Raw genomic sequence first — 17,232 nt, 5'->3', positions numbered from 1 at the left:
CTCAAAATATAAAGCAAGTATTAGCCCTCTATTTGTACTCACCATTAGCAATGATAATGGCTGTAAAATATGGTTGCAAAATAGTCACAATTATTCATAGCTAAATGACTAGTAATGCTTTATGTTTCGTTTAGAATTATGCAAAAAAAGTGGTTAGCGATAACCGCTTTTTTTGTGGTTTGCGCCTATAGTAGGCCGACCTTAGCTTTATGCAACCAGACAGGATGTGTCATGAGACATTTTTATTTAGACTTTATTTTCACAGCCATCGCCCTAGCGGTCGCGGCATGGTGGGGATATTCACATGGCGGTATGGGCGGTATGATAACCACCCTATCTATTACCGCTATTTTGGCCGTCATGGAGATTTCATTATCGTTTGATAATGCGGTGGTCAACGCCTCAGTCCTTAAGGGCTGGGACGATTTTTGGAAAAAGATATTTTTAACGGTAGGTATTTTAATCGCCGTCTTTGGTATGCGTTTGGTATTCCCTATTGTCATCGTCGCGGTTACCGCTGATCTTGGTATGATGCAAGTTATAGATTTGGCATTGAACGATCCTAAAGAATACTCAGCCAGACTATTGGCGCATCATGCCGAAATCTCAGCATTTGGTGGTATTTTCTTGTTGCTCGTCTTCTTAAACTTCATCTTTGATGAAAAAGAAGTACACTGGTTCGATTGGCTTGAGAGCCGTCTGGCAAAATTAGGCAAAGTCGATGCCATGAGCGTGTTTGTCGCGCTTATCGTCTTGATGATTGCCGTATCATTTGCCAAGCCTGAGCAATCAGCTGCGGTTCTAATCGCTGGCGTATGGGGTATCTTAGTTTACCTTGGCGTACAAGTGGTCTCTGGTATGTTAGAGGGTGACCTTGAAGAAGAATTAGATGCTCAAGGTAATAGTACTGGTGCTGCAACTAGCGCGATTATGAAAGGTGGTATTATCGGTTTCTTATATCTAGAAGTCCTTGATGCCTCATTCAGTTTCGATGGCGTGATTGGCGCATTTGCGATTACTAATGACGTAATCGTAATCATGCTAGGTCTGGCTATTGGTGCGATGTTCGTACGTTCGATGACTATCTTCTTGGTCGACAAAGGCACCCTTGATGAATATGTCTATCTTGAGCATGGCGCGCATTATGCTATCGGTGCTTTAGCTATCATCATGTTGCTATCAGTGAAATTCCATGTACCAGAGCTTATCACTGGTCTGATTGGTATTACCTTTATTGGTTGGGCGTTTGTCGCTTCACTCAATTATCGTAAGCGAGAAGCCAAATCAATTACTTGATGCTCGTTCGATGTTAAAAACCCAAGCAAAAATTTTTAATATCAAATAGTATAAAGTGGATAGATAAAGTTAGTTTAAAAATAGACGGGTTGTACCAAAGCAGTTGGTATGACCCGTTTTTGCTTTAAAGCACTTATTTGATACCCGTTGAATAAGTGCTTTTTTATGTTGCACTGCCTGACGATCTAATTTACTTTTTGATAACAACACCTTAACGACTGTTGCTCGGACGGTTAAAAAGTATCAGACTTGCAGCATTGATATGTCCCTTAGTAATCATATCGTAATCACACAAAATACGCCTTGCTTAGTAAGCAATCGCTTAGTATAGTAAATCGTAATGATATGCAGGGCGTGGCATACGAGTAAATTTATTCATTGTTTACATTTATATATCGACCACTGCACTATTTTAGTTTATTTTTTTTATCATTCAATCCACTCAATTATTAATCAAAAGGATATTTATATGGCTATTAGCTTAACAAAAGGCGGCAACGTAAACTTATCAAAAGAAGCGCCGGGTTTAACCAATATTACAGTCGGTCTTGGCTGGGATCCACGTGCTACTGACGGTCAAGAGTTTGACTTAGATGCAATTGGCTTTTTGGTCAATGAAGCAGGCAAAGTACGTAATGACCAAGATTTCATCTTTTTTAACAACTTAAAGTCAGACAATGGCGCGGTTGAGCACACAGGTGATAACCGTACTGGTGAAGGCGACGGCGATGATGAAAAAATCAAAATCAATCTTGCTAGCATTCCAGCTGACGTGAGCAAAGTCGCTATCTGTGCGATTATTTATGAAGGTCAAAGCCGCAATCAAAACTTTGGTCAAGTGGGTGACGCTTACATCCGTGTTGTTAATGACAATGGCGATGCTGAAATCGCACGTTATGACTTATCAGAAGACGGTAGTACCGAAACTGCGATGATTTTTGGTGAATTGTATCGCCATAGTGGTGACTGGAAATTCCGTGCCGTTGGTCAAGGCTTCAGCGGTGGTCTTGGACCATTAGCGGCTTCTTATGGCGTTAATGTTTAAGAGCTGACTAACATTTAGCGCTAATAATATAAGCCCGAAAAGCCATCAAGTGTGCCCTACTATCGCATTTGATGGCTTTAAAAGTAATAGGCTAGCGAAAATCTATGGTTAAGCCGACTTACAGACATGACTTACAAACATATAGAATACTGATATAAGGATTCGCACCCTATGACCGCCACATTTAGCTTGATCGGTACCATTGAACCATTTCTTCATTGTAACCTCAAAAAAGGCGACTCCATCTATTGTGAAGCCAATGCAATGGTGATGATGGAATCAAACCTTGAGCTAAAAGGTAAGCTGCAAGGCGGTCTGATGCAATCACTTATGCGCCGTTTTGCCAATGATGAATCCTTGTTTCAACAGCAGATTGAAGCCGTGAACGGTGAAGGCGATTGTTTACTTGCGCCAACGCTCGACGGTGATATGCAAATCATTGATTGCGGTGCGCAGCAATATACTTTAAGCGATGGCGCATTTGTCGCGGCGCAAACGGGTGTCGATGTGAAGGCTAAGATTCAACGTAATCTAGGTGGCGCCGTCTTTGGTGATACTGGCGGCTTTATGGTGATGCAGACGCAAGGTCAAGGTCAGGTAGTGGTATCGGGTTTCGGCTCATTGTTTGAGATTGATGTCGAACCTGGTAAAGACGTCATCATTGATAACGGTCATGTGGTCTGTTGGGACTCGCGTTTGGAATACAAACTCTCAGTCGCTACTAGTAAGAAAAAAGGCTTCATGGGCAATATTATCAATTCGGTCACCAGTGGCGAAGGTATGGTTTTAAACTTCTCAGGCTCAGGCAAAGTCATTATCTGCTCTCGTAATCGTGATAGCTACCAAGGCTGGCTACAAAGCGTCTTAGGGACTAGCTCAGGCGGTCGCGGCGGCAATAGCGGCTTACTTGGCAATATTTTATAGCGCTTTTAAAACAACTATGATTTTTACCCAACTATAATTTTCAAATAACTATTATAAGGATAATCAAATGGCAGTTAGCTTACAAAAAGGTCAGAAAATCTCCCTAAGCAAAGAAGCGGGCGGCGAGCTTACCCAAGTAAAACTGGGTCTAGGCTGGGACGTGGCGCAAGGACCACAAGAGAAAAAAGGTGGGTTCTTGGGCAAATTATTCGGTGGTGGTAGCGGCGGCGACTCGATTGACTTAGATGCCTCGTGCATAATGTTTGATACCAATAAACAAGCCATCGATGCGATTTGGTTCAGTCAGCTGAAATCAAAAGATGGCAGTATCGTCCATACTGGTGATAACCGCACTGGTGACGGCGATGGTGACGACGAAGTTATCAATGTCGATCTTTCAAAAATCCCTGCCAATGTCGTCTCTCTCGTATTTACGGTCAATAGTTTCACTGGTCAAACCTTTGAAACAGTAGAAAATGCATTTTGCCGCATCGTCAATGCCAATAACAATCAGGAAGTCGCGCGCTACAATTTATCAGCGCAAGGTGGGCATACGGCGATGATTATGGCAAAAGTCTATCGCCATAATAATGAGTGGAAAATGCATGCTATCGGTGAAACGGCTTCTGGTCGCACCTTCCATGATTTGATGCCTGCTATTACACCGCATGCGTAATGGATTCAAGGCTTTATCTAGATTAGCTTTCATCCGTTAAAGTAAAACATTGAAACAACGTCATTGAAAAAAGCCAGCCCATCTAATAATAGATGGGCTGGCTTTTTTACATTACAGAATACTCTTAAAGCGGTTATTTACTACCACGTTTCCAGCTAAAGCCCCAATTAAAGGCTTTGTCCATCTCTTGATGCCCTTTGAAGTATTGATTGATACGCTCGACGTTGATGCTACCTTGCTGGTTGACCAAACGCGCGATGGCACACATTGGTAGATTACCCGTACCTTCTGTCAAACGCGTTTCAATCGGGGGTTGGTCGGGCACATGAATGGTCACGACACCATCGGTTTTCGCCCAGTTAGGCGCACCTTCATAAATGAAAGCGAAAATAAAGACCTCTTCTATCTGCGACCACTGCTGACCGTTGATATCTAGCCACTCACCGCCGCTCACCTGTCCCGTTCTATCATCAGCACGCAAACACACGTAAGGCGCTGATGTTAAGCTACCAAAGCGATTACCCAATGCCTGAATCAAGGTTTTTTCACCATTTTTCAAATGAATCATCGCCCCAACATCAAGGTCAATACCGCCCGCTTTATGTTGTTTGAAAAGATCGCCTAACAAGCCTTTTTTGTGTGCTTGCTGATTGGCAGTCGGATTTTGATTCCAGTTTAAGTTAACAGAGATTTTACCAAAGTCATCACGTTTCTTTAGGTTGATGCTAGACTGATTTTTGGTTAAAGTAATTTTGCTTAGGTTAATTGGCGGATTTGGAGAAGCTGTAGGAATTGGCGGCGGCGTGCTTGTTTGAGGTGCACTACCTGCTTTCTGCGTATTGATGGGTTGAGCTTGACCTTGTGACTGGTCTTGTACAGGGCTTTGAGAGGGTGCTTCATCAGCAATCTCTACACCAAAATGCTCAGACAAAGGTTTTAAACCACCTTCAAAACCTTGGGCAATAAAACGAAACTTCCAGCTACCTTGGCGGCGATAACATTCCGCTAAAATAATGGCTTTTTCATTACGTCCGGCTGCCCTTAGTTGGCAAGTCATCAGCACTTGGCTGCCTTGCAATACCTGAATATCGACATCGCCAACTTGCGCAAGCGTCTGCGCGCTAGAAAACGCTAATGCTATCTTCTCGATATTTGCAGGCTGCGCCGGTAAATTAATATCAAAAAACCCATCGCTATCATGACCACGGAAACTCACACTGCCATCATCGCTACGTGTCTGCCCATAAAATATCATGTCACCATCACCGCGTACTTTACCGTCCGTTGTCAGGCGATATGCCGCGCAATCGACCGCACTTTGGCTTAAAATACGAATGCTAATATGATCTGTTGGCAGTGGCGCATTGGCACCAGCAATCAGTTGTTGGGGTTGGATTTGGCTCATCATACATCCTTTGAATTATTTATTATGTGCGTGTGTTTGTTATGCTAATAATTGTCATATAGTAGCATGGATGGCCGCTGATATTTAAAGCTTACGACCGTTCAATAGCGTGCCAATGACCCTAAAAAATATTTTTACAAATCCTTCATGCTATTTTGTCAGCAGCATTTATAACGCTTAGCATTTGTATATAATAGCCCCTACTATTAGCAATATTACGGCTTGTTTTTTTATTGCTGTTTGAGGCTTGCTTATATTCCTGATGGTGTTGCGATGACGATAGTGAATTATTCAATTATATCTAAAACCTACGATAATGCTGAGAGAATTATGAAAACCCCTGCTAACGATAACGATCATATAACATCAACTGCCGCATCACCTGCCGTTTGGTTAGCTGAAGGTCAGTCAAGCCAGCGTGATATGTTAGCCAGCCTGCAAACCCTAAAAAATCACGCTGATACTCCGTTCAACATTATCGCTTCACATCGCCACAATAGACCTGAGATTTTTGAATTTGCTGACAGCGTTTACCGCGAGCCTTCTACTAGCACCGCAGAGAACGATGAGCAAGTCGTGCTCGAATCTGTTGAGCCATTGATGCCGCGGTGGCAGTTTGTGTTAGAACAAGCGCAGAAAAACAACGTAAAAGTATTGCTCACTGGGCGCAATGGTATTGATTACGAAGCCCACCGTGAGGCGTTTGACGCGGCTGGTATTCGTTTATTGACGGGTGCAACGAGTGGGGCAGCGTTAGAAGTAATAGATGATAAGTTTGCCTTTATGCAGCAGTGTCATCAGCATGATATTCCCGTTGCCGAGGCGTGGCGCTTTGATAATGTCGCAGAGCTTGAAGCGTTACTTGACATGCATGGTGATCAGCCGTTATGTGTCAAACCGGTCACGGGTATCTTTGCACAAGGATTTTGGCGACTAGATTTAGCCAAAAATGATGGGGAACTGTACGATAGCTTTGAGCATTTATACTTTACCGAAGAGAAAAAAATCAATACCACGCAATTTATCAATGCCTATGCAAACAGCCTAATGGTGCATGAGCGCCCTATTCCTATGCTGCTAATGCCTTATTTGTCAGGGCAAGAGTACTCTATCGATGTCGTCTGTGAATATGGCGAAGTGCTGGCTGCCGTCACCCGTTATAAAACGGGGAAAATCCAGCATATCGGCTACGAGCAAGCGGTCATGGATGTCGTCATCCCACTGATTAAAGCCTTTGGCTGCGATGGCATCGTCAGTGTGCAAACCAAAGCTGATGATGACGGTCAGCACCGTGTGCTTGAGATTAATAGCCGCCCTTCTGGTGGCATTGATTACACCACCCACAGCGGTGTGGATTTAACCCAAGTTGGATTTGCTTATTGGCTAGGCTTAACCGATAAACCGATACTGGCTGATATCGCGCAACAAATAACCCCCTGCCAAGTACGCTCTATTATGGTCGGTGTAAAGGTTGAAGAAGACATCACTGAATAAGTCAAAATAATAATATAAAAAGCTGACGGCAACGAATCGACAATAATACATCCATGGCAACCGAATATATTCAATAAGAGGCAAACGATGACAGCACAAACCACGTTAGTGTTAGGGGCAAATACGGTCATCGCGACAGCGAATTGTTCGGTCGCCTTTGCAACGACAGATCAGTCAAAGTTTGGCGAGCAGCTTGGGCTACTATGGCTGCCTTTGGATGAGCATCGAAAAGCCGCTTGTAGTCCTGCTTATCTTCATGAACCGAAGGAATGGGCGCAGCTCAATAGCAAAGATGATCCAAATGCATGGCAATTGGATTTGCCTGCATTGTTTGATAAACAAGGTGCAAGCTTTTTACAACTGATTGCTTATGTTTATCATGAGCCAAGCCTAAACTTACCTGCCGTTGAATTGAGCAAAGTAAACTTAACCCTCAATGAGGGCGATATTTGCTATGAATTTACCGCAAGTGAGCGCCATGTCAAAGCAGCGATCATATTAGAGATATACCGACGCAATGGACAATTCAAATGCCGCGCCCTTGGTGAAAGCTCCACCCAAGGACTGGCAAGTCTTGAGCATCATGTACAAGTGAGCCTTGATATGCGTCCGCCAGATACGCATGCCCTTATCCAAGATGCCCAGCGCGCACAGCAGCAAGGTTATCCTAACAGTGACGCACGTCCGCCCAGACAAGTTCAGTCTGGTGAAACTTGGACAGGGACAGCGTTTGCTATCGATCCCTATCATTTACTGACTTGTTATCATGTCATTGAATCGGCGGCGATGATTGGTGTGCGTCAGCAAGGGCAGCCCGATCGTGAAGCGCAAGTGGTACTCAGCGATATCGGTAGTGATTCAGCCATTATTAGAGTAATCGAGCCGCTGCCAAGTTATTTACCCTTAGCACAGCGTTGTACTGATAATTTGGGTGAAACCATCACCACCTTAGGATTTCCGTTATCAGGATTGAGTAGCCAATTACAAGTAACGCAAGGCTGCATCTCAGGACTGACAGGGTTTGGCGATGATATTCGCTATCTGCAATTTACTGCGCCTATTCAGCCAGGCTCTAGTGGCAGCCCTTTATTACTGCCGACTGGCGAAGTTATCGGCATGGTAACGTCCAGCCTCGTCCATGAGCATGCACAAAATATGAACTATGCAGTGAAATTTCAGTTATTATCCGCCCTACTCGCGAGCGCCGGAATCAGTTTAGATAATTCATCTGGCTCATATGGCATGTCACGCACGACAGCTGCGCCGCTGACTACGCCGCAATTAAGCAAACAAAGTCGCGGTGCTTTGTGGTTAGTAGGTTGTGAAGGTTAGGAAGTACACGTAACTATATATAAAAGAAAGTCCAAAGGAATATGAATGTTAAATAAGCAACACAGCACGACCATTACCCTACCACGCGGCAATCTTGATTTAACCTATCAAACCAATTCAGCCACTACGAGAAATGGGGCAGAACCAAGTAACGATTATCAATTAGAAGACTTACTTGGCTTTGCACAACGCATTAACCCAAAACGTGCCTTTTTGTTTGTCTCAAAAGTATTAGGTCGTCATGTTCCAGTGGCTCCTAGTACCATGCGTCATGCTTTTACTGACTTGGCGAATTTGGTTCCTAGCGATTTGCCTGAGCCGATTTTAGTCATCGGTATGGCAGAGACGGCGGTTGGCTTATCTGCCGGTGTGCACCAAGCGCTGCAAACGCGTTATTCCAATGCCTTACTATTGAACTCTACGCGTCATGCGCAACATGATGACAATAAGGACAGTAGCAGCGACTCTTTATTAACCACTTTCAGCGAAGACCACAGTCATGCCAGCCAGCATCTCATTTATCAAAGTGCAGATACAGCGACCCAAGCGCAATTACTAGCGAGCAAGACCTTGATTATGGTGGATGATGAAGCATCGACGGGCAATACTTGCGTCAATGTCGTCACTGCCCTTCGTAACGCAGGACTTGACCAACTAGAGCAAGTACATCTTACCACTTTGGTTGATTGGTCTTTAAACCAGAATCAGAATGCAGCCGATGCCAATGAAGCTGTGTCTGATCAAATCGCAAAACGCCTGCCCAATATCCACTTTCAACGTCATCATCTACTGTCTGGTGCATGGACTTGGACGGATGCGCCCAATCCCGAACCGATAACGATGCCGTCGGTCGATACAACTGAAGCAGGCAGTCAAGCGCTAGGTAATACTGGCAATTGGGGACGCTTCCCGACCCTAGATAGTATAGATGGTTTTGATGATTATCTTTTGAAGTTTCAAACTGCCTTTAACGCTTTTAACAAGCAAGCTCAACCTGAGAAAGAGCCGTTTGATAAAGAACAGTTGCCACAGCGTATCTTAGTATTGGGCAGTAATGAGTTTGTTTGGTTGCCGTTTTTATTGGCGGAATGGCTTGCGCAACATACGCATATAGAGAATAGTAAGAATACGGTTAATTTTAGTGCGTTAACCCGCTCACCGATTGCGCTTGGTGGCGCAATTACCTCGATGCTAAGTTTTAATGATAATTATGGACTTGGTATGACCAACTTTGCGTATAACGTTGCACCTAGCGATTGGGATTTGATTGTCTTGTGTGTGGAAACGTCCGCTGATAGCGTTGATGCTATGTGGAAAGGTTTAGAGAATGTATTGGTGGTGAGTCCGACGCTGTAAATTATTTTATAAGAACTGTCCTCTTACAACTATCCTCTAAATCCCGCTCTGCTTTTCACATTCAACCCTTACGGACACCTTTATGACCAGCCCATTCTTTCAAGCCAATCCTGATATCGTTAAGCCTTACGCGCTGATGGATTTGGACGATACGCTCTTTCAAACTCAGCGTAAAATTGACGTATGGGATTTGCCAACTACTGAAGCTGAAAATTTAATTTGCGCAACCGTTGACAAACAAGGCGAGCCATTAAGTTTTATGAGTCAGCGCCAAGCCACGTTGTTTAACTGGCTACTTGCTAGCACTGATCTAATCGTAGTGACGGCACGTGACCGTAGTGAAATCCAGCGTGTTAAACTGCCTTTTGATAGCTGGCAAGTTTTGACTCATGGCGCGATTATTCTTGACAAAGACGGTATGTTACAAGCCCAGTGGCAACAGCATATGTATAGTAAGCTTGCGCCATTGCAAGAAAAATTGCAGCAGCTGAGCCAGCTATTCGCAAATCACAGCAAAAATGACAGTAGCCAGCTGGTCTTTACACCGCATATCGATAGCTTTAGTAATGGCGCTAATGATAGAGAATTAACCATTTATCTGGCTATCAAACATGCGCAAAAAGACCATCAAGCATTAGTAGATCTCGCTGCAAAACTGCCAACGTTAATACGAGACTTTGAGCAGGATTTTTATGTGCACGTGAATGCGAATAATCTAGCGATATTGCCGCACGCAGTTCATAAGCGCCATGCGGTACAGTTCTTGTTAGCTAATCATTTAGACAGTCAACGACCAAGCTTTGGCTTTGGTGACAGTTTGGCAGATTTACCATTTTTACAGCTGCTTGACTGGTATGGTATGCCCAATCATGGTCAGTTACATGAACGACTTAGCTCTCAATCATTCTAAACACTTAATCCCTCCTAAATAAAAACAATAATCGCCGCCGTTTATAGAAGTAGAAATTATTTTATGACCCATCATATAACGAACCCTAATGTTCAAAAATTAGAAGCATATGGCTCAGGCAGCTATCTTGCCAGTGATGTGACCGTACTGCTCGATATAGTCGCTAAAAACGCGGTCGCCGATGTGCCAGTCAGTCAAAAAGAAGCACTTATTCAAAGTGGGCAACGTCATTATTCTGATATGTTGACCTTGGAGCAAGCGCCTACTGCTATGCATGAGCAGCTATACACGCAAGCATTAGAGCAAGGCACTACGAGAACGGCGACTGATATTGCTAATTTGGCTTATACGTTACATCATATTTTTCAAAAATTTCGAAATGAAAATACCGTTAATACTGAACGTCCATTAGTTTTAGTCAGCTTGGTGCGCGCAGGTTTGCCTATTGGCGTCTTGTTGCAACGCGCATTAGCAGATGTTAATAGCGGCTATGCTTTGCCGAGTGTGCATTATGGTATCAGCATCATTCGCGACCGCGGACTTGATCCAGTTGCGTTACAGATGATATTGAACGCTCATCCACACAGTCCTATCGTATTTGTTGATGGCTGGACAGGCAAAGGCGCGATTTATCAAGAGCTTGCTCATAGTTTAGAAAAATTTAGCGATCCTAGCCATGCAAACTTTGCCAATATCTTTCATCAAGGGGCAGATGTTATTCCCTTATTAACGCTCGCTGATCCAGCTGGCGTTGCTTGGCTTGCAGCTAGCATTGATGACTGGCTGATTCCCTCAGGGCTATTAAATAGTACGGTTTCGGGGCTTATATCACGTAGCTTATATACTGAGCCAGCATTGGGGCTACACCGCAGCGTGTTTTATGATAACTTAATTGAGGTAGACCATAGCTTAGCTTTCATCGCTCATATCGATGCAGCGCGCCGTGCATTAGCCCCATCTTTGCCGTGCTTGCCGACGTTTCAGCAGCCGCGCTATCAGACAGCTGCTTTAATCGACAAGCTGGCAGCAGACTACGATATCAGCAATCGTAACCGCATTAAGCCAACGATTGCAGAGGCAACACGGGCGATATTGCGCCGTGACCCTGAACGCATACTGTTAGCCAGCGCTGATCATCCTGATACCATACTGCTAAGACATTTATGTGCCCAGCGAAATATCATTGTTAGTGTATTAGGTGATAAAATACATCCCTATCAAGCCATCACGCTTATCAAGCAACGTAGCAAAGACCATTAATCATTGCTACACTCGCGGTTTTTATAAATCAGACCCATCTCAAAATCAAAGCAGCAAAAGAAAAAAGTACAAGTAATATTTCTTGTCGGCTAAACGAATTTGACATTACCAAACATATTTTTGGGTTTGCAATCATTGCTGCTGAGCCATACCACTTGATGATACTTCTTAGATTTTATACCCATTCACTTATCACTATTGATGATGCCAATTATGTCAGATATGCAAAACAACGAGTCTACTCTTTATCAAAACACCCAGTCTTACGCTCACCTCATTACTGAGCGTCATGCGATGCTCAAACCACATGCGCATCACCCGTATCAGTTGGGGGCTAGCCTATACATGCCAGCAACTCGCCAAGATATTTGGCAAGTCATTAAGCGTGATAAATTACCAACGATTAATAGTATTATCATCTGCCTAGAAGATGCCGTCAGCCATAATGATGTTGAGCTGGCACTTGAGCGCTTGCAAACGTTGCTGCATACATGGGCGACGCATGTCGATAGCATCAATGACCCATCAAAACATGCCGACATTCAGATTGAGCAACCAACACGCCCGCTGGTATTTATACGCCCGCGTCATCCAGCGATGTTAGAGCAGCTCTCAGGTTTTGCCCATATCGATTTGATTGATGGCTTTGTCATGCCAAAAGTCGATATGTATAGCCTATCCAATTGGCGTATGGCCTGTCAAAATCTGAGTACTGAGCAACTATTGATGCCAACGCTTGAAACCGCAGCGTTATTTAATCCGCATCATAATCAGGAATTGGCCATTGGTTTTAAAGAAGCTTTTAGCCAGCCTGTATTTGCCTTGCGTATCGGTGGCAATGATTTGTTTGCAGCATTGCGTTTGCGCCGTCCCAAAAACAGCATCGTTTATGATACTCCTATCGGCACCCTTGCCTATCAGCTGCTCGGCTGCTTTGTGCCGCATGGCTTTTATTTAACAGCGCCTGTCTTTGAATATTTGGATCAGCCAACGCTATTTATGCAAGAGCTAACCCGCGATGTTAGCTTAGGATTGGTCGGCAAAACGGTCATTCATCCAAGCCAAATTGCGCTGGTGCAACAAGCCTATTGCGTACCATTGAGCATTTTAGATGAGGCGCAAGCAATCTTGCATAGCGAGGCAAAAGCGGTGTTTAAATATAACAATACTATGCTAGAGCCTGCTACCCATCGCGCTTGGGCAACAGAAATCGTCAATCGTGCCGAGGCATGTGGCACTCTTGATGACGGCAATAATGACTATACGGCACGGTTATAAATAAAAATCTTAAGGTTAATAGGGCATGTCCTCAATCTGAACGAAAGCGCCTAAGTTTCAAATCAATATTTTAAATGCACTCTTTTACATGCGCTCAATAAAAAAGCCGTTATCACATTCAAGATAACGGCTTTTTTTAGCACAACGATTTCATTACTCTATTATTATTAAAACGATGCCTTATTTAAGGCTATTTCAAGACCAACTCAAAATTAGACACAGTCCGCTAAAAAGGTGTTAATCACTCGATTGACCTGCTCAGGCTCTTCTACGGTGGCGGTATGACCAGCGCCCTTGATTACTGCCAATTTAGACCCTGCAATCGCAAAATGCATACGTTCAGCCTTTGAATAAGGGGTTGCTGTGTCCTCATCACCAACCACAATTAATGTCGGCACCGTAATACTCCCTAGCTGATCGTAGGTGCCTGCCCGCTCAATGACGCCCGTCGTTGCCTTAATGACTCCGCCTTTGCGATTGCCTTGTAGCATCGTTAACCACTGCTTACGATCAGACTTACGCAACTTATCTGTCAAAAAAGTATTGCCAAACATAATAGGCATGACCTTGTTACTCACGCGTTTGAGACCCAGCCAACGAATGGCTTTGACCAGCTTACGATACTGCGGCACGTTTTTGGGATCTTCAGGATCAGCAGAAGTCTCTAACAGGGTAAGCGACAGCAATAGCTCAGGGCGTTTGAGTGCGACACGCTGGGCGACAAATCCACCCATCGACAACCCTAACAAATGGCATTTATGAATATCTAGTGCCTTTAATAATGCCAATGTATCCTCGGTTAAGGTTTCCATATCATAGCCAGACTTGGTTATTTCAGACTGCCCTTGTCCCCGAAAATCAAACGTAATACAGCGATAACCGGCTTTAAAATACTCAACTTGCTTGTCAAATAGGTGTGTATTCCACAGCAGACCGTGGGCAAATACCATGATGGGTTTTTGCTTATCGTTTGGCGCGCTGTCTTCGTAATAAAGTTCAACATTATTGACATTAATAATTGGCATAACCACTTCCTTGTTGGTTTAATAAATAAAAAATCAGTCTTTTAAAACCTGCCTTCTAGGGCGTCTCTTCATTTTAAAAATGGTAAAAAAATGAGATAGATTGCCACCAAACAAGGAAAATAGCACAAATAATATCGAGATATTCATCAGCTATTTGACGCAGTTTGGCAAAATTTAGCCATTTTTAGCCCATGTAGAGAATGCTCGATTGAATTGAGGACATGCCTTAGCATAATTCAACCTTTCTACAGATAGTAGCCTTATTTTTGAATAGTAGGTTTAATAATTTTAGCAATATGATAGCAGCAAAAAATACCATACCTGAATCATGTCTTAAGCGCGCACAGATCCTGCTTTTATAATAAGCTCAAACTGCTATAGTATTTGGCATTGCATTATTTGTCACATTTACTGCCAATAGCTAGTGTTACCAAAAATGTTTTATAGAAAACTCAATTAAGGATATCAGCCATGTCACACCCTCTCGTCGAATATCAAGTAGAAAACCATATCGCAACCATCACGATGAACGATCCCAAAACACTGAATGCCTTTAGCACAGTGCTCAAAGATGCCATGATGAATTCACTGACGAACGCAGATGAAGATAAAGACGTCAGAGTCATCATCCTGCAAGGCGCAGGCAATAACTTTTCAAGTGGCGGGCATATCGGTGAGATGTTAGAAAACGGCATGGAAAGCGAGGCGCTGTCGAATAAGCTAAACTTTATGGTTGGCGAAGTCGCTGAGATTAGCTTAAAGTTGCGTAATATTCATAAGCCTATTATCGCTAAATTAGAAGGCGCAGTGGCAGGTGCTGGCATGAACTTGGCACTGACTTGTGATTTTCGCATAGCCGCTGATAATGCCAAATTTGTGCAAGCCTTTGTCAATATCGGTCTAATACCAGATGCTGGCGGCATTTATTTACTGAATCAATTGATCGGTGTAGCTAAAACCACTGAGATGGTCATGCTTGGCGATAAACTCAAAGCGGAAGATATGGCACGCTTAAACTTGGTTAATGATGTGGTCAGTAGCGACGAGCTGGATGCTAGCGTACTGGCATTGGCAACGCGCCTGAGCAATCTGCCCGGAAAAGCATTGGCATCAATGAAGCATATGATTAACACGCACGCTTATATGGGTCTCAATGAAGCGCTCGATATGGAAGTGGATCAACAGACCATGCTTGCTAAAACGGATGATTTTAAAGAAGGTATTACCGCCTTTATGGAAAAACGTAAGCCGGTTTATCAAGGTAAATAATAACCTGATCACACTCTGTTTTGCGCTATCATCAAGAAGGCTGCCTAATGGCAGCCTTTTTTTTAGGTCATACGATATAAAAAAAATTTTGTATTAAACATATCTTTAAGTAACACTTTTAACTCTTAAGAATCAGAGGCTGTCTTATAGTGATGCGGTAAGGTAAATATCTTGTCAAAACCCAAGGTAAAGATAAAGGTATAAACCAAGAAAAATAACAGTAACGCCGCCTCCATCATAAAAGCTTTGATTAAGCCAACGTCATACCAAATCATATAAAGTGGTAAGCAAATCAACACCAATCCGCCTTCAAATCCTAATGCATGCGCACTGCGAATGAGTAAGGTGCGCTTTGCCACCTGCTTGCGACGTTCCCACGCTTCAAAAGCTGTATTGTAGAGAAAGTTCCAAATCACCGCTGCTAATGACACCATCACAGCAACTGGTAAGGATTCTGCCGCATCGCTACCGCTCAGCTTCATCAATACGAAAGTAGAAGAAATGATAGCGATAAGCTCGAAAATAGTCACATAGACGATACGACGTTTGAGTGGGGATAAAGTAATCAACCAAGACTCCAAAGCACTTGAGCGTAAACAAAAAAGTGCCTATCAAAGTATCGGTCCGTCCCGAGATAGAAAAGATAGATTCAGTACAGAGCCACGGTTTCCGCCTGCCCTTATATTATACAGGAGATAATGAGAGAAACCAGTCAGTCCCTATCATAAAAAATCCAAATGATTTTTGAATTACTAATTTCCGCACCAAGTTCTTATAAACAGAAAATCTATTTGCACCTGTAAGATATTATAGTCACTTTAGAATGTTCTTTTTCACCTTAATCTTTACAACTTTAGATTGATGCAAAAAATAACTAAGCCTTTTCTTTCTTATTAATGTAACTTTCCTGTTACTTACGAATAAATCTAATACTTCATAAAAAAAATCTTTTATTATAATAAATAAAAAATATAACAAAGCTATGAAAGACAGTATAAAAAACATAAACAAGAAAGAGTTTAAAAATAAAGAGATGCCAATCAGGTTTATATCTGAATCATCACTCAATTTATTAGCATAATATGCACCTATAAAACCAAGTCCACCTGTAGCTAGTACTGTAAGTATACCTTTTACAAAAAAATTAGAGAAAAAACTATTAAAAGTAAATGCTCGGTCTAATTCATCTCTATAACTAATATTCTCGTCAAAAACATTACAAGCATAATTAATATTTTCATAGCCAAATTTGGCTATAATCCATCTAATTCTATAATCAGCCAAAGTACTTTCCTTTGAAGGAAGTCTATTGTTATATCTTATACTCCTAGCATAAAGAATCTTATATATTTTTTCTCTTTTTTTACCAAAAATAAAAGTGACAATAGAAGATATAAGAACTACAATAAAAGAAGCTACTATTAACCAAAACAGGTATCTAGATTCAACAATTGTTAAACCAAACTTTTCAAAAAAATTATAGCTAGCTATTAATAACAAAGAAAACCCTAGAATACAGAAACTTAATACTAAAATAGCTAAAGACGTAATATTCAAGTATTTGCATAGGTTAGCAAATCTATTATCAAATCTGTCAAATGTATTGTAGAATTCAAGAGTAACATCGCCAATTTGACAATATTCATCTAAAAATTCAGATTGCTCTATTTTTATAACATTATTTTTGCAGTCAAAACCTTCTTCTTCTGCTAACTTTAAACGGCAATAATCCTCAAATTTCATACAGCTCACACAAACCCCTCTTTAAAAATTCAGTTTGAAAAACTATGTCTTTGATATACATACCTAAAGATACCCTATTTCTGTTCAGAAAATTTTAAAATTCAAATACCTAACGTTTCTTTAACAAAAATGAATTATTATTAATAATAATGAATTATAACATATTCAACAAGAGTTGAATGGTTTAGCAATTTCTAGTATGAAAAAACCCCGCATCAT

General features: G+C 42.2%; 15 protein-coding genes. 11 read left to right on the top strand and 4 right to left on the bottom strand.

Going from position 1 to position 17,232, the window contains the following annotated elements:
- Positions 1–231: 231 nt before the first annotated feature.
- The 4 genes from I3257_RS02035 to I3257_RS02020 all read left to right on the top strand — a co-directional run bounded on the left by I3257_RS02035 (position 232) and on the right by I3257_RS02020 (position 3,941).
- Positions 232–1,296: a DUF475 domain-containing protein gene (locus tag I3257_RS02035; RefSeq protein WP_238048662.1), complete on the top strand. Its 1,065-nt coding sequence runs from the start codon at positions 232–234 to the stop codon at positions 1,294–1,296.
- 469 nt (positions 1,297–1,765) lie between these two features.
- A complete protein-coding gene (locus tag I3257_RS02030) occupies positions 1,766–2,341 on the top strand; it encodes a TerD family protein (protein WP_045445372.1) in 576 nt (191 codons plus the stop codon).
- Between the two features lie 171 nt (positions 2,342–2,512).
- A complete protein-coding gene (locus I3257_RS02025; RefSeq protein WP_055123871.1) occupies positions 2,513–3,265 on the top strand; it encodes a TIGR00266 family protein in 753 nt (250 codons plus the stop codon).
- A gap of 67 nt (positions 3,266–3,332) precedes the next feature.
- Positions 3,333–3,941 carry a TerD family protein gene (locus tag I3257_RS02020; RefSeq protein WP_193007557.1) on the top strand — a complete coding sequence of 203 codons (609 nt, stop codon included), beginning with the start codon at positions 3,333–3,335 and terminating at the stop codon, positions 3,939–3,941.
- A 133-nt stretch (positions 3,942–4,074) separates the two neighbouring features.
- Here I3257_RS02020 and I3257_RS02015 read toward each other — a convergent pair whose 3' ends face one another.
- Positions 4,075–5,346, bottom strand: coding sequence for a TerD family protein (locus I3257_RS02015; RefSeq protein ID WP_238048661.1), 1,272 nt, complete (start codon positions 5,344–5,346; stop codon positions 4,075–4,077).
- Positions 5,347–5,676: 330 nt separating this feature from the next.
- On the opposite strand from I3257_RS02015, the gene I3257_RS02010 reads away from it, so the two are divergent.
- The 6 genes from I3257_RS02010 (at position 5,677) to I3257_RS01985 (ending at position 12,976) form a co-directional block, all read left to right on the top strand.
- The gene (locus I3257_RS02010; RefSeq protein WP_109589148.1) at positions 5,677–6,840 is read left to right on the top strand and encodes an ATP-grasp domain-containing protein; all 1,164 of its coding nucleotides are present in this window, start codon (positions 5,677–5,679) and stop codon (positions 6,838–6,840) included.
- A gap of 87 nt (positions 6,841–6,927) precedes the next feature.
- A complete protein-coding gene (locus I3257_RS02005; RefSeq protein WP_238048660.1) occupies positions 6,928–8,172 on the top strand; it encodes a trypsin-like peptidase domain-containing protein in 1,245 nt (414 codons plus the stop codon).
- A gap of 45 nt (positions 8,173–8,217) precedes the next feature.
- Positions 8,218–9,528: a phosphoribosyltransferase domain-containing protein gene (locus I3257_RS02000; RefSeq protein ID WP_238048659.1), complete on the top strand. Its 1,311-nt coding sequence runs from the start codon at positions 8,218–8,220 to the stop codon at positions 9,526–9,528.
- Positions 9,529–9,610: 82 nt separating this feature from the next.
- On the top strand, positions 9,611–10,438 hold the full coding sequence (locus I3257_RS01995; RefSeq protein ID WP_238048658.1) for an HAD hydrolase family protein: 828 nt from the start codon (positions 9,611–9,613) through the stop codon (positions 10,436–10,438).
- A 63-nt stretch (positions 10,439–10,501) separates the two neighbouring features.
- Positions 10,502–11,698, top strand: a complete 1,197-nt coding sequence (locus I3257_RS01990; RefSeq protein ID WP_238048657.1) for a cysteine protease StiP domain-containing protein — start codon at positions 10,502–10,504, stop codon at positions 11,696–11,698.
- Positions 11,699–11,911: 213 nt separating this feature from the next.
- Entirely contained in the window at positions 11,912–12,976 is a 1,065-nt protein-coding gene (locus I3257_RS01985) for an HpcH/HpaI aldolase/citrate lyase family protein (RefSeq protein ID WP_083475641.1), read from the top strand.
- A gap of 212 nt (positions 12,977–13,188) precedes the next feature.
- Here I3257_RS01985 and I3257_RS01980 read toward each other — a convergent pair whose 3' ends face one another.
- Positions 13,189–14,001: an alpha/beta fold hydrolase gene (locus I3257_RS01980; protein WP_238048656.1), complete on the bottom strand. Its 813-nt coding sequence runs from the start codon at positions 13,999–14,001 to the stop codon at positions 13,189–13,191.
- 471 nt (positions 14,002–14,472) lie between these two features.
- Between I3257_RS01980 and I3257_RS01975 the strand changes: the two genes are divergently transcribed.
- A complete protein-coding gene (locus I3257_RS01975; RefSeq protein WP_060491465.1) occupies positions 14,473–15,270 on the top strand; it encodes an enoyl-CoA hydratase-related protein in 798 nt (265 codons plus the stop codon).
- Between the two features lie 125 nt (positions 15,271–15,395).
- Here the strand turns inward: I3257_RS01975 and I3257_RS01970 are convergent, their stop codons facing one another.
- Both I3257_RS01970 and I3257_RS01965 read right to left on the bottom strand, forming a co-directional pair.
- Positions 15,396–15,839 (bottom strand): PACE efflux transporter, encoded by a 444-nt coding sequence (locus I3257_RS01970; protein ID WP_238048655.1) that lies wholly within the window; start codon positions 15,837–15,839, stop codon positions 15,396–15,398.
- A gap of 244 nt (positions 15,840–16,083) precedes the next feature.
- The gene (locus I3257_RS01965; RefSeq protein WP_238048654.1) at positions 16,084–17,013 is read right to left on the bottom strand and encodes a hypothetical protein; all 930 of its coding nucleotides are present in this window, start codon (positions 17,011–17,013) and stop codon (positions 16,084–16,086) included.
- Positions 17,014–17,232: the final 219 nt, after the last annotated feature.

This window comes from Psychrobacter sp. Ps7 (genome assembly GCF_022129225.1).
Taxonomy (GTDB): domain Bacteria; phylum Pseudomonadota; class Gammaproteobacteria; order Pseudomonadales; family Moraxellaceae; genus Psychrobacter; species Psychrobacter immobilis_A.
This window is presented reverse-complemented; position numbering and strand designations above follow the sequence as displayed.